This is a genomic window from Paenibacillus sp. F024 (assembly GCF_057814255.1).
Map to the genome: position 1 here is coordinate 15,407 of NZ_JBVASZ010000025.1, position 22,475 is coordinate 37,881.

A 22,475-nucleotide genomic window follows, 5' to 3' on the forward strand; every position below is an offset into this window, starting at 1 on the left:
GTTTATGGAATGGGACGAACAGTCGGCTCAGGAGATCAAGACCAATTTATTTTCTTTTCCGCCTGCCCGCGCGGCGAGCCAGCTTCATCCGCTGGTGCTCGCCTACATGGGAGACGCTGTCTATGAGGTGTTTGTGCGGCAGTATGTAGTGGCACAAACCAACCATAAACCGAACTATCTGCATCGGATGGCTACCCGGTATGTTTCGGCTAAATCTCAGGCGAAATCGCTGCAGCGTTGGCTGCCGCATCTCACGGAAGAGGAGCGGGATGTCGTTAAGCGGGGGCGCAATGCCAAATCGGGGACGACCGCAAAGAATGCGGATGTGCTGGAGTATCGGCACAGCACCGCGTTTGAATGCTTGATCGGCTACTTATATTATACGCAGCAATGGGAGCGACTTCAGTATTTGCTGCTGCTGTCGTTGGAAGAGGATAAATAACATTTGCAAAAAAAGAAAGGGGGCGCTTGAGCATGGAAGAAGAATTTATTGGGGGAAAGCACTCCGTTCTAGAAGCGCTGCGCTCGGGGCGGACGATTAATAAAATTTGGATTGCCGAGCAGGCGCAAAAGCAGCTTACTCAGCCCATTATTGCAGAAGCGAAGCAAAACGGGGTGATTGTTCAGTTTGCCGACAAGCGGAAGCTGGATCAGATGGCACCGGGGCTGCAGCATCAAGGGATTGTCGCTCAAGTGGCGGCGTATGCCTACGCCGAGGTGGAGGATTTGCTGGCAAGAGCGGAGGAGCGCGGTGAGATGCCGTTCCTGCTGCTGCTTGATGAAATCGAAGATCCGCATAACCTGGGTTCTATTCTGCGTACGGCGGACTGCACCGGCGTACATGGGGTTATTATCCCCAAAAGACGTTCCGTCGGATTGACGGCTACGGTATCGAAGACGTCTGCGGGTGCCGTTGAGTATGTCCCGGTAGCACGCGTGACGAACCTGGCGCAGACCATCGAGCTGTTAAAGGAGCGCGGGGTATGGGTAGCCGGAGCGGATGTCGGGGCTGAGCAGCCCGTGTACCAGACCAACCTTGATCTGCCTTTGGCAATTGTGATCGGCAATGAAGGTAAAGGGATCGGCCGATTGATTAAGGAAAAGTGCGATTTTCTGCTTAAGCTCCCGATGTTCGGTCAAATCAATTCGCTGAATGCCTCCGTTGCCGCATCGGTCTTCATGTATGAAGTCGTTCGGCAGCGGACGGCAGCCCGCTAGCGCGCTGTACAGCAGGGCGATGCTTGATGATACAGGAGATCTTAATCGTAGACGGATACAATATCATTGGTGACTGGCCTGAGCTTAAGGCGCTGAAAGAAATCAAGCTCGAGGAAGCGCGGGACCGGCTGATTGAGTTGATGGCGGAATATCAATCGTTCTCGGGGATGAAGGTGATCGTTGTTTTTGACGCTTACTATGTCCCGGGGCTTGGCGGTAAATATGTGCAAAGCAAGCTCCCCGTTTATTACACCAAAGAGAAGGAAACGGCGGATGAGCTGATCGAGCGATTGGTTACAGCGCACATCGGCCGGCGAAAGCAGGTGTATGTGGCGACTTCAGATATGACGGAGCAGCATGTGATTTTCGGCAAGGGCGCTTTCCGGGTGCCGGCCGGCGAGCTTCTAGTCAAGCTGCGGCAGGCGCGTATCGAGATCCGCCGTAAAATTGAAGAGGAGGCTGCGGGGCAGCGTAATACCTTCGATAAACGTCTCAGCGAAGATGTTCGGGCGATGTTCGAAAAGTGGCGAAGAGGGCGGTAGCCGGCACTGCGAATCTAGCAAATACAGCTTTTTCTGCGGGGAATCCGGTTGACGATAATAGATTACATAATGTATACTAATCCTATCTTTCAAGCGTTGGGCCGGAGGGATTGTAGTGAGTGTCGACTTCAGAGAGTTGAGAATGGACGAATACGACCTCAAGGCAGACGAAGATCTTGTCGAAGCGGTCCGTGAAGGAAATAGCGATGCATTGGAATACTTGATCAACAAGTACAAAAACTTCGTCCGCGCCAAAGCACGTTCTTATTTTTTGATCGGCGCAGACAGGGAAGATATCGTTCAAGAAGGTATGATCGGTCTCTATAAATCGATCCGTGATTTCCGCGGAGACAAGCTAGCCTCTTTTAAAGCCTTTGCCGAACTGTGTATTACCCGCCAAATCATCACAGCGATCAAAACCGCCACGCGGCAAAAGCATATACCTCTGAATTCTTATGTTTCGCTGGATAAGCCCATTTATGATGAAGATTCAGATCGTACGCTGCTTGATGTGATCTGCGGCTCCCGGGTGTCCGATCCGGAGGAGCTGATCATCAATCAAGAGGAATTTAGCGGACTTGAAGACAAGATGGGTGAGATCTTAAGTGATCTCGAACGCAGGGTGCTGATGTTATATTTGGACGGACGCTCCTATCAGGAAATTGCTGTTGATTTGGACCGCCATGTCAAGTCGATTGACAATGCGCTTCAACGGGTGAAACGCAAGCTCGAAAGGTATTTGGAAGTACGCGATGCATGATTGTAAAGCGCCTTTAGCATATGTGAGGGTGCTTTTTTTATTTATTATTATAGAACAAATGTTCCTGTTGGACAAGCGTTTTCTGGATAAAAATGATATGGGTTTCGTTTAATAGCTGTTGGCTTGGTCAATAATGGATTGTGACGGGGGGGGCGGACAGCCCGATGGTCAGTTTTTCTTGACACAAGTTATGGCGTATGCTAAAGTATTTGGGTGGCCTTAGTTGAAAGGCGTTTTTTTGCTGATCTTTTAAGGCTGTAAATCTTGAGGCTGGTCCGTAGGAGGTGTACATCATGCGGGTGATCATCACTTTAGCGTGCACAAACTGCAAGCAAAGAAACTATACATCCACCAAAAACAAGCGCAACCATCCCGACCGCATGGAGTTGAAGAAATATTGCAAGTTTTGCAATGAACAGACAGCTCATCGCGAAACACGCTAGTTTTTTGGAGGTGTAGTTGTGTCCTTTTTGGCTAAAATGAAGCAGGGATTCGGCAACACATTTTCTTTTTTTGCGGACAGCTGGTCCGAACTGAAAAAAGTAAAATGGCCTAGCCGTAAAGAGCTGATTAGCTACACGCTGGTCGTATTATTTACGGTCACCTTAGTAACGGTGTACTTCTACGTTCTGGACCTGGGAATTTCAGAGCTGCTTCGCCTCGTGTTTCAATAATCTAGGCTGGTGGGTGGCACTATGGAAATGGAAAAAAGATGGTACGTCGTACATACCTATTCCGGGTATGAAAACAAGGTGAAGGCAAATCTAGAAAAGCGCGTCGAATCCATGGATATGAAGGACAAGATTTTTCGCGTGCTCGTTCCCATGGAAGAAGAGCTTGTGAATAAGGACGGCAAGAAGAAGACGGTTATGCGTAAGGTGTATCCCGGATATGTTCTGGTGGAGATGATCCAGACGGACGATTCGTGGTATGTCGTGCGCAACACTCCTGGAGTCACCGGGTTTGTAGGATCGACCGGATCGGGTTCGAAGCCGACGGCATTGCTTCCTGACGAAGTCGATGCGATTCTGAAGCACATGGGTATGGAAGAGCCGAAGCCGAAGATCGATTTCGAGCTCAAAGAGACCGTGCGCGTGAAAGTCGGACCTTTTGCCAATTTCGTCGGTTCGGTGGAAGAAATTCTACTCGACAAAAGCAAGCTGAAGGTTCATGTCAACATGTTCGGCAGAGAGACGCCGTTGGAGCTTGACTACCATCAGGTGGAAAAGCTGTAACTGCTGTAAACAAATCTGCCATACTAAGGCGAGGAGGTGTACACAATGGCAAAAAAAGTCATCAAAATGGTGAAATTGCAGGTTCCTGCAGGAAAAGCGAATCCGGCTCCGCCGATCGGTCCTGCACTTGGTCAAGCCGGTGTTAACATCATGGCGTTCTGTAAAGAGTTTAATGCTCGTACAGCCGACCAAGCTGGTCTTATCATTCCTGTAGAAATTACGGTATTCGAAGACCGTTCCTTCACGTTCGTTACCAAAACGCCTCCGGCTGCCGTATTGCTGCGCGTAGCTGCAGGGATCGAAAAAGGCTCCGGCGAACCGAACAAGAAGAAGGTTGCGACGGTTAAGCGTTCGAAAGTTCGCGAAATCGCTGAGCAAAAAATGCCTGACCTGAATGCGGCATCCGTAGAGGCTGCTATGCGTATGGTTGAAGGTACTGCTCGCAGCATGGGCGTTACGATCGTAGACTAATCCATGCTTTAGGCTCCCCGTAATATACGGAGAGTCACCAAGTGGGAGGATATTCCGCTAATACCACATAGGAGGACAAAACAGTGGCTAAACACGGCAAGAAATACTTGGAAGTTGCCAAGCAAATCGACGCTGAAGCTTTCTACGAGACACTCGAAGCGATCGAGCTCGTGAAGAAAACAGCGCGCGCCAAATTCGACGAAACCGTTGAAGTGGCTGTACGTTTGGGCGTAGACCCTAGAAAACAAGACCAAGCCGTTCGCGGTGTGGTTGTATTGCCTCACGGCACAGGTAAAACAAAACGCGTTCTTGTCTTCGCCAAAGGCGAAAAAGCTAAAGAAGCGGAAGCGGCAGGAGCCGATTTCGTAGGCGATCAAGACATGATCAACAAAATCCAGCAAGGCTGGTTCGACTTCGATGTCTGCGTAGCTACGCCGGACATGATGAGCGAAGTGGGTAAACTCGGTCGTATCCTCGGTGGTAAAGGTTTGATGCCGAATCCGAAAGCAGGCACAGTTACGTTTGACGTAGCGAAAGCCGTTCAGGAGATCAAGGCTGGTAAAATCGAATACCGTCTGGATAAAGCTGGACAAATTCACGCGCCGATCGGGAAAGTTTCCTTCGAAGCCGAGAAGCTTGCTGAAAACTTCAAAGCTTTGATCGATGCGCTCAACAGAGCGAAGCCGGCCGCAGCTAAAGGGGTATACCTGAAGAACGTTGCGGTATCCTCGACAATGGGTCCGAGCGCTCGTGTGAATGCAGCAGCCCTGAGATAGGAATAGCTTGGAATTTGACTTTTGAAGTCATCCGTGCTAATCTGTTTTAGGTTAACAAATGAATATGCTTACCGTAGACAGCAGGTGCTCGTTTAAATGAGCTTAATTCCCTGCCGAGGTGTTATGATATAAGTTCGATATTCTTTGCTGTAACGCTTAAGAATATGTGAATCATCATGCCTTCGCCCGTCTGCGAAGGCATTTTCGCATTTAAGCGAACCAATGGCTTTTGCAGACGGCGCGAATCGGAATGAAGGCCTCGGGCGGACTTTGTTTACGAGTTAAGTTTTTCTTTCGCAGCAGTTTTCTCACGAAAACTTATAGGAGGTGCAAAAATGGCAAACGCAAAAATTATCGAGCAAAAAGCTCAGCAGGTTACGGCTGTAGCTGAGAAGCTGAAAGAAAGTTCTTGCGCGATCGTTGCGGACTACCGCGGTTTGAACGTAGCTCAAGTAACAGAGCTCCGCAAGCAATTGCGTGAAGCTGGCGTAGAATTTCAAGTATTGAAAAATACTTTGGTGCGTCGTGCTACTGCGAATGCAGAATTGTCCGAATTGGATGAGTATCTGACTGGTCCTACGGCGATCGCATTCAGCAAAGATGATGTTGTGGCTCCGGCTAAAATCTTGGCCGACTTCGCTAAGAAAAACGAAAGCCTGAACATCAAAGCCGGCGTTGTTGAAGGTAAAGTGGTTGATTACAGCCAAATCAAAGCCCTGGCGGAACTGCCTTCCAGAGAAGGTCTTCTGTCCATGTTGCTCAGCGTGCTTCAAGCTCCGGTTCGCAACTTCGCCCTTGCGGTTAAGGCTGTATCCGAAAAGCAAGAAGGCGGCGCGCAAGCGTAATTTTTTTAACAAATTGATATATTCATATAATGGAGGTTTAAACCATGAGCAAAGAGCAAATTTTGGAAGCCATTAAAGGCATGACTGTATTGGAACTGAACGACCTGGTTAAAGCAATCGAAGAAGAATTCGGCGTAACAGCAGCAGCTCCAGTAGCAGTAGTAGCTGGCGGCGGCGCAGCAGAAGCACAAGAGCAATCCGAATTCGACGTAATCCTGACAAGCGCAGGCGCGTCCAAAATCAACGTTATCAAAGTTGTTCGTGAAATCACAGGCCTTGGCTTGAAAGAAGCAAAAGACCTTGTTGACGGCGCACCGAAGCCATTGAAAGAAAAAGTTTCTAAGGAAGAAGCTGAATCCCTCAAAGCGAAGCTGGAAGAAGCAGGCGCTTCCGTAGAAGTGAAGTAATTTTATGGTCAAGCACCCCTTGAAGAGGCGATCCTCATCAAGGGGTTTTCCTTTTCAATTCATAAAACAAGGAGGCGGCCGGAAGTGTCGGAGCATTATTACTCCAGAAAACCCAGCGTTGAACATGACTTGCACACGATTGAAGAGACGTTGCGCGGACGCAGGTTTATTTTTGTAACGGATGCCGGGGTGTTCTCAAAAAAGGGGGTTGATTACGGATCAAAGCTGCTCGTAGAAACGATGGCTCTCCCTATCGATGCCCGGATTCTTGACGTAGGGTGCGGCTACGGGCCGATCGGTCTGACGGCTGCTGCACTGGCGCCTAAGGGGACGGTCACCATGGTGGATATCAATGAACGCGCAGTAGCACTGGCTAAGCAGAATGCCAATCGGAACAACGTGAATAATGTAGAAATACTGCAAAGCGACCTGTTGTCGGTGCTGAAGGAACGGACATTTGATGTGGTGCTGACCAATCCTCCGATCAGAGCGGGGAAAGAAACGGTTCATCGAATTTTTGAACAGGCGCATGAAGTTCTTGTACCGGGCGGTGCGCTTTGGGTCGTCATTCAGAAGAAACAAGGCGCTCCTTCAGCCTATGATAAATTGGAATCTCTCTACAACCGTGTAGAACTGGTGGAACGGGATAAAGGCTACTGGATTATCAAGGCTGTGAAATGATGAATAGCTTTTGGAAAAAATGTTGACTTGAATTTCGATACGTGATATTATAATAAAATGTCAGTATTATGGTTGGGCTTTTTCTCTTTAGTTCACTAAAATGTCAAGATATTTTTTCGTGCCGGGATGAATAAGGTTTTCTTATTTGACGTATAATGTTAAAATTTTAGGTAAACCCTACTAGGTATGAGGAAATATATGGTAAGATGGAGAAAAAGTCACCTGTTCGTTGTGCGATTCGTGAATCGTAATAACAAGCTTCCTGAAGAAGTTAAACTTCACGCAGTATTTACTCGAGAAGGCTTCGCCAAGAGGCTTTTATTTTGTTCTATTGAGTAGACATGAGGGGTGAATCTAAGTTGGCGGGACATCTTGTTCAATTAGGTCGACGTAAACGCAGGTCGTACGCGCGGATTCATGAGGTGTTGGAGGTTCCAAACCTGATTGAGATCCAACAAAAATCATATCAGTGGTTTTTGGATGAGGGATTGCGTGAAATGTTTCAAGATATTTCCCCAATCCAAGATTTTACGGGGAATTTGGTGTTGGAATTTATCGATTACAGCTTGGGAGAGCCCAAGTATTCGGTGGATGAATCCAAGGAACGCGACGTCACCTTCGCTGCACCGCTTCGTGTAAAAGTACGTTTGATCAATAAGGAGACTGGAGAAGTCAAAGAGCAGGAAGTCTTTATGGGAGATTTCCCTCTGATGACCGAAACGGGAACTTTTATTATCAACGGCGCTGAACGGGTTATTGTCAGCCAGCTGGTTCGTTCCCCGAGCGTCTATTTTAGTACGAAAGTCGATAAAAACGGTAAAAAAGCCTATACGGCTACCGTTATTCCGAACCGGGGCGCTTGGCTGGAGCTCGAAACGGATGCGAAGGACATTATCTATGTGCGTATTGACCGTACAAGAAAAATTCCTGTAACCGTACTGCTGCGTGCTCTCGGTTTCGGTAGCGATGCGGAAATCATAGATTTGCTGGGTGACGACGAGTACATCCGCAACACGTTGGACAAGGATAACACCGATTCGACGGACAAGGCGTTGATTGAGATTTATGAGCGCCTTCGCCCAGGTGAGCCGCCGACGCTGGATAACGCAAGAAGCTTGCTGATCGCTAGATTCTTCGATCCAAAGCGTTACGATTTGGCCAATGTGGGACGTTACAAAATCAACAAAAAACTGCATATCAAAAATCGTCTGTTTAATCAGCGCTTGGCTGAAACGCTGATTGATCCGAACACGGGCGAGATTATTGCAGAGGCTGGGCAGCAGCTCGACCGCCGTTTGCTGGACACGATCATCCCTTATTTGGAAGATAGTGTCGGCTTCAAGGAATATTCCGTTGTTAACGGCGTGACTGAAATGGATAAAATTCCGCTGCAGCATATTAACGTCTACTCCCCGATTGAAGACGGGAAAGTCGTAAAAATTATTGCCAACGGTAAAATTGACAAGTCGGTTAAGAACATTACACCGGCTGATATTATTGCATCGATCAACTATTTCATTGATCTGCTGCATGGGATCGGAAGCACGGATGATATCGACCACTTGGGCAACCGCCGTCTGCGTTCCGTGGGAGAGCTGCTGCAGAACCAGTTCCGCATCGGATTATCCCGTATGGAGCGTGTCGTTCGTGAGCGCATGTCGATTCAGGACGTAAACACGATCACTCCACAGCAATTGATCAATATACGTCCGGTCATTGCTTCGATCAAGGAGTTCTTCGGCAGCTCCCAGCTGTCGCAGTTTATGGATCAGACCAATCCGCTTGCCGAGCTGACGCATAAACGCCGTTTGTCCGCACTCGGACCCGGTGGTCTGACGCGGGAACGCGCTGGTTTCGAAGTACGGGACGTGCATCACTCCCACTATGGCCGGATGTGTCCGATTGAGACGCCGGAAGGTCCGAACATCGGTTTGATCAACTCTCTTTCCACCTTTGCGCGTGTGAATGAGTTCGGCTTTATCGAAGCTCCGTACCGCCGGGTTGATCCGAATACAGGCGTCGTTACGGACGACATTTCGTATCTGACGGCCGATGAAGAAGATAATTATGTGGTCGCGCAGGCGAATGCGAAGCTGACCGAGGAAGGCAGATTTGCGAATGATTCCGTTATTGTTCGTTACAAAGACGATATTCTGACGCTTCCTAAAGAACGTGTCGACTATATGGACGTTTCCCCTAAGCAGGTTGTGTCGGTGGCGACGGCGTTGATTCCCTTCCTGGAAAACGACGACTCCAACCGTGCGCTCATGGGATCGAACATGCAGCGGCAGGCCGTTCCGCTTCTTATTCCTAAGGCTCCGCTCGTAGGAACGGGCATGGAGCACAAGTCAGCCAAGGATTCGGGCGTATGTATCGTTTCCAAGGTGAACGGCGTGGTAGAACGGGTATCGGCTAACGAGATCTGGGTGCGTCGTCAAGAAATGGTGGACGGCCGCCTGGTAAACGGCGATATCGTTAAACATAAATTACACAAATTTTTACGTTCCAATCAGGGAACATGCATCAATCAGCGTCCGATTTGCCATAAAGGCGAACAGGTTCGCGTAGGGGACATCCTGGCTGACGGCCCGTCGACGGAGATGGGAGAGCTTGCGCTCGGCCGTAACGTGGTAGTTGCGTTTATGACGTGGGAAGGCTACAACTACGAGGATGCAATCCTGCTTAGTGAAAAACTGGTGAAGGAAGATGTATATACTTCCATTCACATTGAAGAATATGAGTCTGAAGCTCGGGATACCAAGCTCGGACCGGAAGAAATTACCCGCGATATTCCAAACGTCGGTGAAGACGCGCTGAAAAACCTGGATGAGCGCGGAATTATCCGTGTCGGCGCGGAGATCGCTGCGGGCGATATTCTGGTTGGTAAAGTTACTCCTAAAGGGGTTACGGAGCTCACGGCGGAAGAACGCTTGCTTCATGCGATCTTCGGTGAGAAGGCCCGCGAGGTTCGCGATACTTCTTTGCGCGTTCCGCATGGTACGGACGGCATTGTAGTCGATGTAAAGGTATTTACCCGTGAGAACGGCGACGAGCTGCCTCCTGGCGTAAATCAATTGGTTCGCGTCTACATCGCTCAAAAACGGAAAATTTCCGAGGGTGATAAGATGGCGGGACGTCACGGGAACAAAGGGGTTATCGCCCGGATTTTACCGGAAGAGGACATGCCGTTCCTGCCGGACGGTACACCGGTTGAAGTTGTTTTGAACCCTCTGGGCGTTCCTTCACGTATGAACATCGGACAGGTGCTGGAAGTGCATTTGGGTATGGCGGCCAAGTATCTGGGTATTCATACGGCTACGCCGGTATTCGACGGAGCCCGTGAATATGACGTGTTCGATACGATGGAAGAAGCCGGCATGCAGCGCAACGGCAAGACGCTCTTGTACGACGGCAGAACAGGTGAAGCGTTCGAACGTGAAGTAACGGTGGGCGTCATGTATATGATCAAGCTGGCGCACATGGTTGACGATAAGATCCATGCACGTTCGACAGGACCATACTCGCTCGTTACGCAGCAGCCGCTCGGCGGTAAAGCCCAGTTTGGCGGACAGCGTTTCGGTGAGATGGAGGTATGGGCACTCGAGGCTTATGGAGCGGCCTATACACTGCAGGAAATTTTGACAGTCAAATCCGACGACGTGGTAGGACGTGTCAAAACGTATGAGTCGATTGTCAAAGGTGAGAACGTTCCGGAGCCTGGCGTACCGGAATCCTTCAAGGTATTGATCAAGGAGCTTCAGAGCTTGGGCATGGATGTGAAAATCTTGTCCGAGAACGAAGAAGAGATCGAGATGAAGGAAATCGATGATGAGGATGAGGTTACAAGCGACAAGCTTAACCTGAACCTTGAAGGCGCGGAAATAGGAGTCGAGTAATATATTGGGCCAGACTGGCGTAAGCCATGGGTGATTGATGCGCACAGACAGCACATGCTTACAACGGATGCTTCCGGTGTAGTTTTGCCCACACAAACTTGGAGGAGGGTTGCTCCTTGATCGACGTCAACAATTTTGAATTCATGAAAATCGGATTGGCTTCCCCCGACAAAATCCGTTCATGGTCCAGAGGCGAAGTGAAAAAGCCGGAGACGATCAACTACAGGACGCTGAAACCTGAAAAAGAAGGATTGTTCTGTGAGAAAATATTTGGACCGACCAAGGATTGGGAATGTCACTGCGGTAAATATAAACGGGTTCGTTACAAAGGCGTTGTCTGTGATCGCTGCGGCGTAGAGGTTACACGTCAAAAAGTACGCCGAGAGCGCATGGGTCACATCGAGCTGGCAGCACCGGTTTCACATATCTGGTATTTCAAAGGGATTCCAAGCCGTATGGGACTTGCGCTCGACATGTCTCCTCGGTCTCTGGAAGAGATCATTTACTTTGCGTCCTATGTCGTGACTGATCCGGGAGATACGCCCCTGGAGAAAAAACAGCTGCTTTCCGAGAAGGAATACCGCAGCTACCGGGAAAAGTACGGCTATGCATTCCAAGCCGGCATGGGTGCGGAAGCGGTAAAGAGACTGCTTCAAGACATCGACATCGAGAAAGAAGTCGATATGTTGAAGGAAGAGCTCAAAACCGCACAAGGGCAACGCCGTAACCGTGCCATTAAGCGTCTTGAGGTTATGGAAGCATTCCGTAACTCCAAAAATATGCCGGAGTGGATGGTACTCGATGTGCTGCCGGTTATCCCTCCGGAGCTTCGTCCGATGGTGCAGCTCGACGGCGGCCGCTTTGCGACCTCCGACTTGAACGATTTGTACCGCCGGGTTATTAACCGGAACAACCGTCTTAAACGTCTGCTCGACCTGGGCGCACCCGATATTATCGTACAAAACGAGAAGCGGATGCTCCAAGAGGCAGTGGACGCATTGATCGATAACGGCCGTCGCGGCCGTCCTGTTACAGGACCGGGTAACCGTCCGCTCAAATCTCTCAGCCATATGCTGAAAGGTAAGCAAGGACGCTTCCGTCAAAACCTCTTGGGTAAGCGGGTTGACTACTCCGGCCGTTCCGTTATCGTGGTAGGACCGAGTCTGAAGATGTATCAGTGCGGTCTTCCAAAGGAAATGGCGTTGGAACTGTTTAAGCCTTTCGTCATGAAAGAGCTTGTAAATAAAGGCCTTGCGCATAACATTAAGAGCGCAAAACGCAAAGTGGAACGCGTTAGTCCGGAGGTATGGGATGTTCTTGAGGAAGTCATCAAGGAACATCCGGTTCTGCTGAACCGTGCCCCCACGCTTCACCGTTTGGGTATTCAGGCTTTCGAACCGATTCTGGTCGAAGGCCGGGCCATCAAGCTGCATCCGCTCGTTTGTACGGCATATAACGCCGACTTTGACGGAGACCAGATGGCCGTGCACGTTCCGTTGTCTGCAGAAGCACAGGCTGAAGCCCGCTTGCTGATGCTCGCGGCCGGGAATATCCTCAATCCGAAGGACGGCAAACCGGTTGTTACACCGTCTCAGGATATGGTTTTGGGAAGCTTCTATTTGACGACCGAAAACAAGGAATCCAAAGGCTCAGGCACCATTATTCGTTCGATTAAGGAAGCCGTGTCGCTTTACCACCGTGGGGATGCATCCCTTCATGCACGGGTTGCGATTCCGACCAAGGCGTTGAATAAAACCAGCTTCACGCCGGAACAGCAGGAAGCTGTGCTGATTACAACGATCGGTAAAATCATTTTCAATGAAATCTATCCAGCGGACTTCCCGTATATTAATGAGGCCACAAAGGCTAACTTGCTTAACGGACCTTCGAATGACTACTTTGTATTCGAAAAGGGTGTAGACATCCGCAAGAAAATGGCGGAGCTGCCTGAAACCAAAGCGGTTGGGAAAGATTACCTGGGTACAATTATTGCAGAATGCTTCCGCCGTTACCATACGACACAAACATCGATCACGCTTGATAATATCAAGCAGCTAGGATTTACTTACTCCACACGTGCCGGTATTACGATTGCCGTAGCCGATGTGACGGTTCCAAAGGAGAAAGATGAAATCCTTAAAGAGTCCGATGAAAAAGTGCGTGTGGTTACGAATCAATACCGCCGCGGCTTAATCACCGATGACGAGCGTTACGACCGCGTCATTGCGATCTGGAGTAAAGCCAAGGATGAAATCACCGACATTCTGATGAAGTCGCTGGATAAATACAATTCCATCAACATGATGGTGGAATCCAAAGCACGGGGTAACAAATCGCAGATTACCCAGCTGGGCGGTATGCGCGGTCTGATGGCCAACCCGTCCGGTAAAATTATCGAGCTCCCGATCAAATCGAACTTCCGTGAAGGCTTGACCGTATTGGAGTACTTTATCTCCACGCACGGTGCGCGGAAAGGCTTGGCGGATACGGCTCTTCGTACGGCAGACTCAGGTTACTTGACCCGTCGTCTTGTCGACGTAGCCCAAGATGTTATTGTCCGTGATGAAGATTGCGGTACCGATAAAGGGTTCCTTGTCAGCAGAATTCAGGACGGCAAAGAAGTCATTGAGGATCTATACGACCGTATCGAAGGTCGTTATGCCTTCGAAACGATTCGCAATCCGCAGACCGGTGAAGTTATTGTTAACCGTAATGAGTTGATTGAAGCAACCATTGCCGACCAAATTATTGAAGCTGGAATCGAAAAGGTGCAAATTCGTTCCGTTCTTAGCTGCCGTTCCAGACATGGCGTCTGCAAAAAATGCTACGGCCGTAACCTGGCAACAGGCCAGCACGTAGAAATTGGCGAAGCCGTAGGTATTATCGCGGCGCAGTCCATCGGTGAACCGGGAACGCAGCTGACCATGCGTACGTTCCATACCGGGGGCGTTGCGGGCGATGACATCACGCAAGGTTTGCCGCGGATACAGGAGCTTTTCGAAGCCCGTAATCCAAAAGGGCAGGCGATAATTTCCGAGATTGACGGTGTAATCAAGGAAATTCGCGAAGCCAAGGATCGTCGTGAGATCGAGGTTCAAGGCGAAGCCGAATCCAAAGTGTATTCCGTACCTTACGGTTCACGGATTCGCGTAACGGTGAACCAGAACGTCGAGGCGGGAGACGAGTTGACGGAAGGCTCTATCGATCCGAAAGAAATGCTGCGCATTAAAGGGATCCGCGGCGTGCAGAACTATATCCTTCAGGAAGTTCAGCGCGTATACCGGAACCAAGGTGTAGAAATCAACGACAAACACGTTGAAGTGATGATTCGCCAAATGCTGCGCAAAATTCGTATCGTCGATGCCGGGAATACAACGCTGCTTCCGGGATCCTTTGTCGATATTCATGAATATGAAGAAGCAAACAAAGTGGCGCTCTTTGCCAACGAGGAACCTGCTGTTGCAAAACCGGTGCTTCTGGGTATTACCAAAGCATCACTCGAGACAGATTCCTTCCTCTCTGCAGCGTCGTTCCAAGAAACGACACGTGTTCTTACGGATGCGGCAATCAAGGGGAAAGTGGACCAGCTGCTCGGCTTGAAAGAAAATGTCATTATCGGTAAGCTGATTCCGGCAGGTACGGGCATGGCAAGATACCGTAACATCCGGATTACAGATCCGAATGCCGAGCCGATCGATGAAGAATTGACTGAAGCAGAAGCGGTAACCGTAGAGTAACGAAGAATACCCGGCGCTTGCCTTCAAAAAATGGATTGTAAAATCTTTTTGAAGGCAGGCGTTCATTCTTGACACGGGAAAACCGAAGTGCTAATATATCAAAGTGTGCCATTTTATAAGCCTAGTACCTGTCCTTTTGGAGGATATGATCTATGTCTTATGATAAAGTGAAACAGGCAGCGAAGCTGATTATCGGCACGAAACAAACGACGAAGATGGTAGAGACGGGACATGCCGCCGAAGTTTTCGTTGCTAGAGATGCAGATCCGCGAATTACGATAAAAATAGTTAACCTCTGCAAGAACATGGGGGTTAAAGTGACATACGTGGACTCTATGACCATGTTAGGTAAAGCGTGTGGAATCGAAGTAGGCGCAGCTGTGGCTGCGGTAGTGAATGAATGATGTAGTAATGTTTTTGCCTGAAAATCTGTTAAAGGTCTAAGGTAAAAACTTTTCCTTTGTTCATTTACGATTCGCCTGGATCTGTGGGCTTGAAAAGCAAGAACCATTCATATTAAAGGAGGTGGCCAATATGCCAACAATTAACCAGCTCGTTCGTAAAGGACGCGAAGCAAAAGTTGTAAAATCCAAATCCCCGGCTCTTCAAAGAGGTTTCAACGCCTTGAAAAGAGAAGCGACGGATCTGAGCTCCCCTCAGAAGCGTGGTGTCTGCACTCGTGTAGGTACAATGACTCCGAAGAAACCGAACTCGGCTCTTCGTAAATATGCACGTGTTCGTTTGACAAACCGTGTTGAGGTTACTGCTTACATCCCAGGTATCGGACACAACCTGCAAGAGCACAGCGTTGTTCTGATTCGCGGTGGTCGTGTTAAGGACCTTCCAGGGGTACGTTACCACATCGTTCGCGGTGCACTTGATACTTCCGGTGTAGCAAACCGTAAGCAAGCACGTTCCAAGTACGGCGCAAAACGCCCGAAAGAGAAAAAGTAATATTGCTTTTTAAATTGAATGATTTTATGAGAAAGGGGGATAACTATGCCTCGTAAAGGTCCAGTTACTCGCAGAGACGTATTGCCAGATCCGATTTACAATAGCAAGCTTGTTACCCGTTTGATCAACCGTATCATGATTGATGGTAAAAGAGGAACAGCTCAAACGATCCTTTATAATGCCTTCAACCTGATTCAAGATCGTACGGGCAAAGAGCCTATGGAAGTGTTTGAAGCAGCAATCAAAAACATTATGCCTGTTCTTGAAGTTAAAGCTCGCCGTGTAGGGGGTGCCAACTATCAAGTGCCGGTAGAAGTAAGACCTGACCGCCGTACGACTTTAGGTCTGCGTTGGCTCGTCAACTATTCCCGCCTGCGCGGTGAAAAGACGATGGAAGAAAGACTGGCTCAAGAAATCATCGACGCCAGCAACAATACAGGCGCATCCGTGAAAAAACGCGAAGATACGCACAAAATGGCAGAAGCCAACAAGGCGTTCGCGCACTATCGTTGGTAAAATTAAATTCCTATTAATAGGAAGGAGTGTTCCTGATGGCAAGAGAATTCTCCTTGAAAGATACGCGTAACATCGGGATCATGGCGCATATTGATGCCGGTAAGACTACCACGACGGAACGTATCTTGTTCTACACTGGCCGCGTGCACAAAATCGGTGAAGTTCACGAGGGTGCTGCTACGATGGACTGGATGGAGCAGGAGCAAGAGCGCGGAATCACCATTACTTCCGCTGCTACAACCGCTCAATGGAAAGGTCACCGCATCAATATTATCGACACCCCGGGACACGTTGACTTCACAGTAGAAGTTGAGCGTTCCCTCCGCGTATTGGACGGAGCAGTAGGCGTATTCAGCGCTAAAGAAGGCGTTGAGCCACAATCGGAAACGGTTTGGAGACAAGCCGACCGTTATGGCGTTCCTCGGATCGCTTATGTTAACAAAATGGATATCATCGGTGCGGATTTCCTGCAGGTTATTCAATCGATGCGCGATAAGCTCGGCGCAAACGCAGTTGCTATTCAACTGCCGATCGGCGCTGAGAATGATTTCAAAGGCGTTATTGACCTGGTTGAGCGTAAAGCTTATATCTACAAGGACGACTTGGGCAAAGATCCTGAGCAAGCCGAAATCCCTGCTGAGTACAAAGACAAGGTGGAAGAACTTCGCCTTGAGCTTGTAGAGAAAGTAGCGGAGCTTGACGAAGAGCTCATGATGAAATACCTTGAAGGCGAAGAGCTGACGATCGAAGAAATTAAAGGAGCGCTCCGTCAAGGGGTTGTAGCCGTTAAAATCTTCCCGGTTATCTGCGGATCTTCTTACCGTAATAAAGGCGTACAGTTGATGCTGGATGCCGTTATTGACTACCTCCCGTCGCCAATCGACGTACCGGACATCAAGGGTACCCTCGAAGACGGTTCCGAAGTAGTACGTAAGTCTTCCGATGACGAGCCGTTCTCTGCATTGGCTTTCAAAATCATGACTGACCCGTTTGTCGGTAAGCTGACATTCTTCCGTGTATACTCTGGGGTTCTGAACTCCGGTTCGTACGTATTGAACGGAACTAAAGGCAAGCGTGAGCGTATCGGGCGTATTCTCCAAATGCACGCAAACAGCCGTCAAGAAATCAGCGAAGTTTATGCTGGTGACATTGCAGCTGCCGTAGGTCTGAAGGATACCGTTACCGGTGATACGCTGTGCGATGAGAAGAATCCGGTTATTCTGGAGTCCATGAACTTCCCAGAGCCGGTTATCCAGTTGGCTGTTGAACCAAAAACAAAAGCCGACCAAGACAAAATGGGTATTGCTCTCGCCAAATTGTCTGAAGAAGATCCGACTTTCCGTGCGCATACAGACGAAGAAACAGGCCAAACGATCATCTCCGGTATGGGTGAGCTTCACCTTGAGATCATCGTAGACCGCATGCTTCGCGAGTTCAAGGTAGAAACCAATGTGGGTAAACCGCAGGTTGCCTACCGTGAAACGTTCCGTCAAGCGGCTAAAGTTGAAGGTAAGTTTGTTCGCCAATCCGGCGGCCGCGGTCAATACGGACATTGTTGGGTTGAGTTTGAGCCTTTGGAGCCGGGAACCGGATTCCAGTTCGAAAGCAAAATCGTCGGTGGTGCGATTCCAAAAGAGTTCATCGGTCCGATCCAAGCTGGTATTGAAGAGTCCATGAAGAATGGTGTATACGCAGGCTTCCCGCTTGTGGACATCAAAGCAACTGTTGTTGACGGTTCTTACCACGATGTTGACTCCAGTGAAATGGCGTTTAAGATTGCCGGATCCATGGCACTCAAAGCTGCTGCTGACAAATGCCGTCCAGCGCTCCTTGAGCCGATCATGAAAGTAGAAGTTACTGTGCCGGAAGAGTACATGGGCGACGTTATGGGCGACCTGAACTCCCGCCGCGGCAGAATCGAAGGTATGGATTCTCGCTTCGGTGCGCAAATCATCCGTGCAAAAGTACCTCTTTCCGAAATGTTCGGTTATTCCACGACATTGCGCTCCCGTACGCAAGGCCGGGGCGTGTACTCGATGGAAATTTCGCACTATGAAGAAGTGCCTAAGTCGATTGCAGAAGAAATCGTTGCAAAGAACAAAGGCGCTTAATATAATTACATTATTTTAAGGAGGCTATCCACTCATGGCAAAAGCAAAATTTGAGCGTAATAAACCGCACGTTAACATTGGTACGATCGGTCACGTTGACCATGGTAAAACAACTTTGACTGCGGCAATCACTACAGTATTGTCCAAAAAATACGGCGGTGCCGCTGTAGCTTTCGACCAAATCGACAAAGCTCCAGAAGAGCGCGAGCGTGGTATCACCATCTCCACTGCACACGTTGAATACGAAACTCCTAACCGTCACTACGCACACGTTGACTGCCCAGGCCACGCTGACTATGTTAAAAACATGATCACTGGTGCTGCGCAAATGGACGGAGCGATCCTGGTTGTATCCGCAGCTGACGGCCCAATGCCGCAAACTCGCGAGCACATCCTGTTGTCCCGTCAGGTAGGCGTACCTTACATCGTTGTATTCTTGAACAAGTGCGACATGGTTGAAGACGATGAGCTTCTTGAACTGGTTGAAATGGAAGTTCGCGACCTTCTTAACGAATATGAATTCCCAGGCGATGACACTCCGATCATCCGCGGTGCAGCTCGTGAAGCTCTGCAAAACCCAGACGGTCCTTGGGCTGACAAAATCGTTGAGTTGTTCGAGCAAATCGACAGCTACATCCCAACACCTGAGCGCGACACTGACAAGCCTTTCTTGATGCCGGTAGAGGACGTGTTCACGATCACTGGTCGTGGTACCGTTGCTACAGGTCGTGTAGAGCGTGGTGTAGTTAAAGTCGGTGACGAGATCGAAATCATCGGTCTGGCTGAAGAAACTCGCAAATCCGTTGTTACGGGCGTAGAAATGTTCCGTAAGCTTCTGGATTCCGCTCAAGCTGGTGACAACATCGGTGCACTGCTTCGTGGTGTAGACCGTAAAGATATCGAGCGTGGACAAGTTTTGGCGAAGCCGGGCTCCGTTAAGCCTCACACAAACTTCAGCGCTCAAATCTACGTTCTGACTAAAGAAGAGGGCGGACGTCATAAGCCTTTCTTCACTGGTTACCGTCCACAGTTCTACTTCCGTACAACGGACGTAACTGGTATCATCAACCTTCCAGAAGGTTCTGAAATGGTTATGCCTGGTGACAACATCACCGTTACCGTTGAACTGATCGCGCCGATCGCTATCGAAGAAGGTACTCGTTTCGCGATCCGTGAAGGCGGCCGTACTGTTGGTGCAGGCGCCGTTGCAACAATCAGCAAGTAATTCGGTATACCGAATCCTATAGAATCACGTACTGTTCCGAAGTAAGGCCTAAGCATTTTGTACTGTTCCGATGCAACCCTTCATCTATATAGATGAAGGGTTTTAAATTTTTAGGCGTTTAGAGTTTTTTTTGCTTGCTTTTCTTTAGGATATTTAATATAATAGTGAACGTTGGTCTGTGACGTTGCGATGAAGTGAGAGGTTGCTGACACACCCGGCTCCTTTGCCATAGGGACGGGGTCAGGAGATTTTCACGGAGTATGTCCGATACTAAATTGGGCGATAGAAGGAGGGAATACTATGGCAAAGCAAAAGATTCGTATTCGTTTGAAGGCTTATGATCACAGAATTCTGGATCAATCCGCCGAGAAAATTGTGGACACTGCAAAACGTTCCGGCGCAGGAGTGTCTGGTCCGATTCCGCTTCCGACAGAGAAGCAAATCATCACGATTCTTCGTGCGGTTCACAAGTACAAAGATTCTCGTGAACAGTTCGAGATGCGTACGCATAAGCGTTTGATCGATATCGTGAATCCAACGCCGCAAACGGTTGATGCCTTGATGCGTTTGGATCTGCCGTCCGGTGTGGACATCGAAATCAAACTGTAATATACACACTGTGGATAAATAACAACATGTTAAAAAGGAAAAGAGGTGTCAACGATGACAAAAGGTATCTTAGGTAAAAAGCTTGGGATGACTCAAGTATTTACTGCTGAGGGATTGGTTATTCCGGTTACCGTAATTGAAGCAGGTCCTTGCACAGTGCTGCAAAAGAAGGACGCGGAGAACGACGGTTACGAAGCCATCCAAATCGGTTTTGCCGACAAAAAGGAAAAGAATGCGAACAAACCTGAGTTGGGCCACGCCAAGAAAGCAGGCGCAACACCTAAGCGCTACGTTAAAGAAATTCGCAATGTACAAATCTCTGAGTATGAAGTTGGCCAGGAGATTAAGGCTGACTTGTTCGCAGAAGGCGAGTTCGTTGACGTAACGGGTACATCCAAAGGTAAAGGTTTCCAAGGCGTTATCAAAAGACATAACCAATCTAGAGGTCCTATGGCCCATGGTTCGCGTTATCATCGTGGTCCTGGTTCGATGGGTTCGATTCAGGCTAACCGTGTTCCAAAAGGTAAAAAGCTTCCGGGTCACATGGGAACAGAGACGGTTACACTTCAAAAGCTTGAAGTGGTTAAAGTTGATGTAGAACGGAACGTTCTTCTGGTTAAAGGTTCCATTCCAGGTCCTAAAAACAGCTATGTTACCGTGAAATCTTCGGTGAAGAAGTAAGAAAGCGGGAAAGGAGGATAACAAATGCCAAAAGTTGCAGTGTTTAACGTGAGTGGTTCACAAGTAGGCGAAGTGGAGTTGGCCGACAGCGTGTTCGGAATCGAACCGCATGTTCATGTATTGAATCAAGCGGTTTTGATGCAGCGTGCATCCCTTCGTGCAGGAACTCATAAAACGAAAGGTCGCTCTGAAGTGCGCGGCGGTGGTCGTAAGCCTTGGAAGCAAAAAGGTACAGGTCGTGCCCGTCAAGGTAGCATCCGCTCTCCACAATGGAAAGGCGGCGGTACCGTATTTGGTCCGACACCACGCAGCTATTCTTACAAGCTGCCTAAGAAGGTTCGCCGTTTGGCGATTAAATCCGCGTTGTCTTCTAAGGTGAAGACAAGCGAAATCATCGTGCTGGATCAATTGCAGTTGGCTCAGCCGAAAACAAAAGAATTTGTAACCATTTTGAATAACCTTAAAGTGGATCGTAAGGCTTTGGTCGTGACAGCTGCTTATGACGAGAACGTAGCATTGTCCGCACGCAACATTCCAGGAGTCAAGTTTGTGGCTGCCGAAGGAATTAACGTGCTTGATGTTATGGTTTATGACAAGCTGATCATTACGAAGGACGCGGTGCAAAAGGTAGAGGAGGTGTTTGCGTAATGAAAAACCCTCGCGATATTATTAAAAGACCAATCATTACTGAAAGCTCCAGCGAAATGATGGCCGAAAAGAAATACGTGTTCGAGGTGGATCTTCGTTCCAACAAAACGGAAATCAAGCAAGCGATCGAACAAATCTTTAAAGTGAAAGTAGCGAATGTAAATACGCTCAGAATGCCGGCGAAGCCAAAACGCTACGGCCGCTATTCCGGATATACTTCCGAATGGAAAAAAGCGATCGTGAAGCTCAGCGCAGACAGCAAAGATCTGGAATTCTTTGAAACAGTATAAGATTAATTTTTGAAGTAAGGAGGGAACCCACGTGCCAATCAAAAAATATAAACCAACGTCTCCGGCAAGACGTGCGATGTCGGTATCTACATTTGAAGAAATCACTACATCGACACCGGAGAAATCGCTTTTGGCTCCTTTGAGCAAAAAAGCAGGACGCAATAACCAAGGTAAAATTACGGTTCGTCATCAAGGCGGCGGACACAAGCGTAAATACCGTATTATCGATTTCAAACGGAACAAAGATGGAATACCCGGTAACGTTGCTACAATCGAGTATGATCCGAACCGTTCTGCTAACATTGCATTGATCCACTACGTGGATGGCGAGAAGCGTTACATCCTCGCGCCTAAAGGTTTGAAAGTTGGCGATCAAATCGTATCCGGTCCAACAGCGGACATCAAGATCGGTAACGCTTTGCCGATGGAAAACATCCCTGTAGGTACTGTGATTCACAACATCGAGTTGAAGCCTGGCAAAGGCGGTCAATTGGTACGCGCTGCCGGTACGGAAGCGCAGCTGCTTGGTAAAGAAGAGCAATATGTTATTGTTCGTCTGTCCAGTGGTGAAATGAGAAGAATCCTGAAGGTTTGCCGCGCAACGGTAGGTTCTGTAGGTAACGAAGATCACGAGCTCGTGAAAATCGGTAAAGCCGGACGTTCTCGTTGGTTGGGTCAAAGACCTGAAGTTCGCGGTTCCGTTATGAACCCGAACGATCACCCTCACGGTGGTGGTGAAGGTCGCTCCCCGATCGGCCGCAAATCCCCGATGTCTCCTTGGGGCAAGCCGACACTTGGTTACAAGACACGGAAGAAGAACAAGGCTTCCAATCAATATATTATTCGTCGCCGCACGAAATAATTCGTTATTCG

At 48.9% G+C, this 22,475-nt stretch carries 24 protein-coding genes and 1 other annotated feature; all 24 genes read left to right on the forward strand.

What is annotated here, in order from left to right:
- Nucleotides 1–4 precede the first annotated feature (4 nt).
- The 24 genes from ACZYR9_RS20650 (at nt 5) to rplB (ending at nt 22,464) form a co-directional block, all read left to right on the forward strand.
- A complete protein-coding gene (locus tag ACZYR9_RS20650; RefSeq protein ID WP_488980352.1) occupies nt 5–442 on the forward strand; it encodes a Mini-ribonuclease 3 in 438 nt (145 codons plus the stop codon).
- A gap of 32 nt (nt 443–474) precedes the next feature.
- Complete coding sequence (gene rlmB, locus ACZYR9_RS20655) at nt 475–1,218, forward strand: 23S rRNA (guanosine(2251)-2'-O)-methyltransferase RlmB (protein ID WP_488980353.1); 744 nt, start codon at nt 475–477, stop codon at nt 1,216–1,218.
- Nucleotides 1,219–1,244: 26 nt separating this feature from the next.
- The gene (locus ACZYR9_RS20660) at nt 1,245–1,760 is read left to right on the forward strand and encodes an NYN domain-containing protein (protein WP_488980405.1); all 516 of its coding nucleotides are present in this window, start codon (nt 1,245–1,247) and stop codon (nt 1,758–1,760) included.
- Nucleotides 1,761–1,875: 115 nt separating this feature from the next.
- A complete protein-coding gene (sigH, locus tag ACZYR9_RS20665; RefSeq protein WP_488980354.1) occupies nt 1,876–2,520 on the forward strand; it encodes an RNA polymerase sporulation sigma factor SigH in 645 nt (214 codons plus the stop codon).
- A 293-nt stretch (nt 2,521–2,813) separates the two neighbouring features.
- Nucleotides 2,814–2,963, forward strand: coding sequence for a 50S ribosomal protein L33 (gene rpmG, locus ACZYR9_RS20670; protein WP_025851018.1), 150 nt, complete (start codon nt 2,814–2,816; stop codon nt 2,961–2,963).
- Between the two features lie 18 nt (nt 2,964–2,981).
- A complete protein-coding gene (gene secE / locus ACZYR9_RS20675; RefSeq protein WP_488980355.1) occupies nt 2,982–3,194 on the forward strand; it encodes a preprotein translocase subunit SecE in 213 nt (70 codons plus the stop codon).
- Between the two features lie 27 nt (nt 3,195–3,221).
- Nucleotides 3,222–3,755, forward strand: coding sequence for a transcription termination/antitermination protein NusG (gene nusG, locus ACZYR9_RS20680; protein WP_488980356.1), 534 nt, complete (start codon nt 3,222–3,224; stop codon nt 3,753–3,755).
- A 45-nt stretch (nt 3,756–3,800) separates the two neighbouring features.
- Nucleotides 3,801–4,226, forward strand: a complete 426-nt coding sequence (rplK, locus tag ACZYR9_RS20685; protein WP_488980357.1) for a 50S ribosomal protein L11 — start codon at nt 3,801–3,803, stop codon at nt 4,224–4,226.
- 83 nt (nt 4,227–4,309) lie between these two features.
- A complete protein-coding gene (gene rplA / locus ACZYR9_RS20690) occupies nt 4,310–5,002 on the forward strand; it encodes a 50S ribosomal protein L1 (protein WP_488980358.1) in 693 nt (230 codons plus the stop codon).
- A 53-nt stretch (nt 5,003–5,055) separates the two neighbouring features.
- Nucleotides 5,056–5,218: a sequence feature (ribosomal protein L10 leader region), on the forward strand.
- Nucleotides 5,219–5,337: 119 nt separating this feature from the next.
- Nucleotides 5,338–5,847, forward strand: coding sequence for a 50S ribosomal protein L10 (gene rplJ, locus ACZYR9_RS20695; protein ID WP_488980359.1), 510 nt, complete (start codon nt 5,338–5,340; stop codon nt 5,845–5,847).
- Nucleotides 5,848–5,891: 44 nt separating this feature from the next.
- On the forward strand, nt 5,892–6,254 hold the full coding sequence (gene rplL, locus ACZYR9_RS20700) for a 50S ribosomal protein L7/L12 (protein WP_488980360.1): 363 nt from the start codon (nt 5,892–5,894) through the stop codon (nt 6,252–6,254).
- An 84-nt stretch (nt 6,255–6,338) separates the two neighbouring features.
- Entirely contained in the window at nt 6,339–6,935 is a 597-nt protein-coding gene (locus tag ACZYR9_RS20705; protein ID WP_488980361.1) for a class I SAM-dependent methyltransferase, read from the forward strand.
- Between the two features lie 341 nt (nt 6,936–7,276).
- Nucleotides 7,277–10,831 (forward strand): DNA-directed RNA polymerase subunit beta, encoded by a 3,555-nt coding sequence (gene rpoB, locus ACZYR9_RS20710; RefSeq protein WP_488980362.1) that lies wholly within the window; start codon nt 7,277–7,279, stop codon nt 10,829–10,831.
- Between the two features lie 116 nt (nt 10,832–10,947).
- Nucleotides 10,948–14,568 carry a DNA-directed RNA polymerase subunit beta' gene (gene rpoC / locus ACZYR9_RS20715; RefSeq protein WP_488980363.1) on the forward strand — a complete coding sequence of 1,207 codons (3,621 nt, stop codon included), beginning with the start codon at nt 10,948–10,950 and terminating at the stop codon, nt 14,566–14,568.
- A gap of 152 nt (nt 14,569–14,720) precedes the next feature.
- Nucleotides 14,721–14,972: a 50S ribosomal protein L7ae-like protein gene (locus ACZYR9_RS20720; protein ID WP_488980364.1), complete on the forward strand. Its 252-nt coding sequence runs from the start codon at nt 14,721–14,723 to the stop codon at nt 14,970–14,972.
- A 130-nt stretch (nt 14,973–15,102) separates the two neighbouring features.
- Nucleotides 15,103–15,522, forward strand: coding sequence for a 30S ribosomal protein S12 (gene rpsL / locus ACZYR9_RS20725; protein WP_210019539.1), 420 nt, complete (start codon nt 15,103–15,105; stop codon nt 15,520–15,522).
- A gap of 45 nt (nt 15,523–15,567) precedes the next feature.
- Nucleotides 15,568–16,038 (forward strand): 30S ribosomal protein S7, encoded by a 471-nt coding sequence (gene rpsG / locus ACZYR9_RS20730; RefSeq protein ID WP_488980365.1) that lies wholly within the window; start codon nt 15,568–15,570, stop codon nt 16,036–16,038.
- Between the two features lie 35 nt (nt 16,039–16,073).
- Nucleotides 16,074–18,149 carry an elongation factor G gene (gene fusA, locus ACZYR9_RS20735; RefSeq protein WP_488980366.1) on the forward strand — a complete coding sequence of 692 codons (2,076 nt, stop codon included), beginning with the start codon at nt 16,074–16,076 and terminating at the stop codon, nt 18,147–18,149.
- Nucleotides 18,150–18,183: 34 nt separating this feature from the next.
- A complete protein-coding gene (gene tuf / locus ACZYR9_RS20740; RefSeq protein WP_488980367.1) occupies nt 18,184–19,374 on the forward strand; it encodes an elongation factor Tu in 1,191 nt (396 codons plus the stop codon).
- A 300-nt stretch (nt 19,375–19,674) separates the two neighbouring features.
- On the forward strand, nt 19,675–19,983 hold the full coding sequence (rpsJ, locus tag ACZYR9_RS20745; RefSeq protein WP_062410373.1) for a 30S ribosomal protein S10: 309 nt from the start codon (nt 19,675–19,677) through the stop codon (nt 19,981–19,983).
- A gap of 54 nt (nt 19,984–20,037) precedes the next feature.
- A complete protein-coding gene (rplC, locus tag ACZYR9_RS20750) occupies nt 20,038–20,664 on the forward strand; it encodes a 50S ribosomal protein L3 (RefSeq protein WP_488980368.1) in 627 nt (208 codons plus the stop codon).
- Nucleotides 20,665–20,688: 24 nt separating this feature from the next.
- Nucleotides 20,689–21,312: a 50S ribosomal protein L4 gene (gene rplD, locus ACZYR9_RS20755; protein ID WP_488980369.1), complete on the forward strand. Its 624-nt coding sequence runs from the start codon at nt 20,689–20,691 to the stop codon at nt 21,310–21,312.
- Nucleotides 21,312–21,602 carry a 50S ribosomal protein L23 gene (rplW, locus tag ACZYR9_RS20760; protein ID WP_488980370.1) on the forward strand — a complete coding sequence of 97 codons (291 nt, stop codon included), beginning with the start codon at nt 21,312–21,314 and terminating at the stop codon, nt 21,600–21,602. The genes rplD and rplW overlap by 1 nt, the downstream gene beginning before the upstream one ends.
- Nucleotides 21,603–21,633: 31 nt before the next feature.
- Complete coding sequence (gene rplB / locus ACZYR9_RS20765; RefSeq protein WP_488980371.1) at nt 21,634–22,464, forward strand: 50S ribosomal protein L2; 831 nt, start codon at nt 21,634–21,636, stop codon at nt 22,462–22,464.
- Nucleotides 22,465–22,475: the final 11 nt, after the last annotated feature.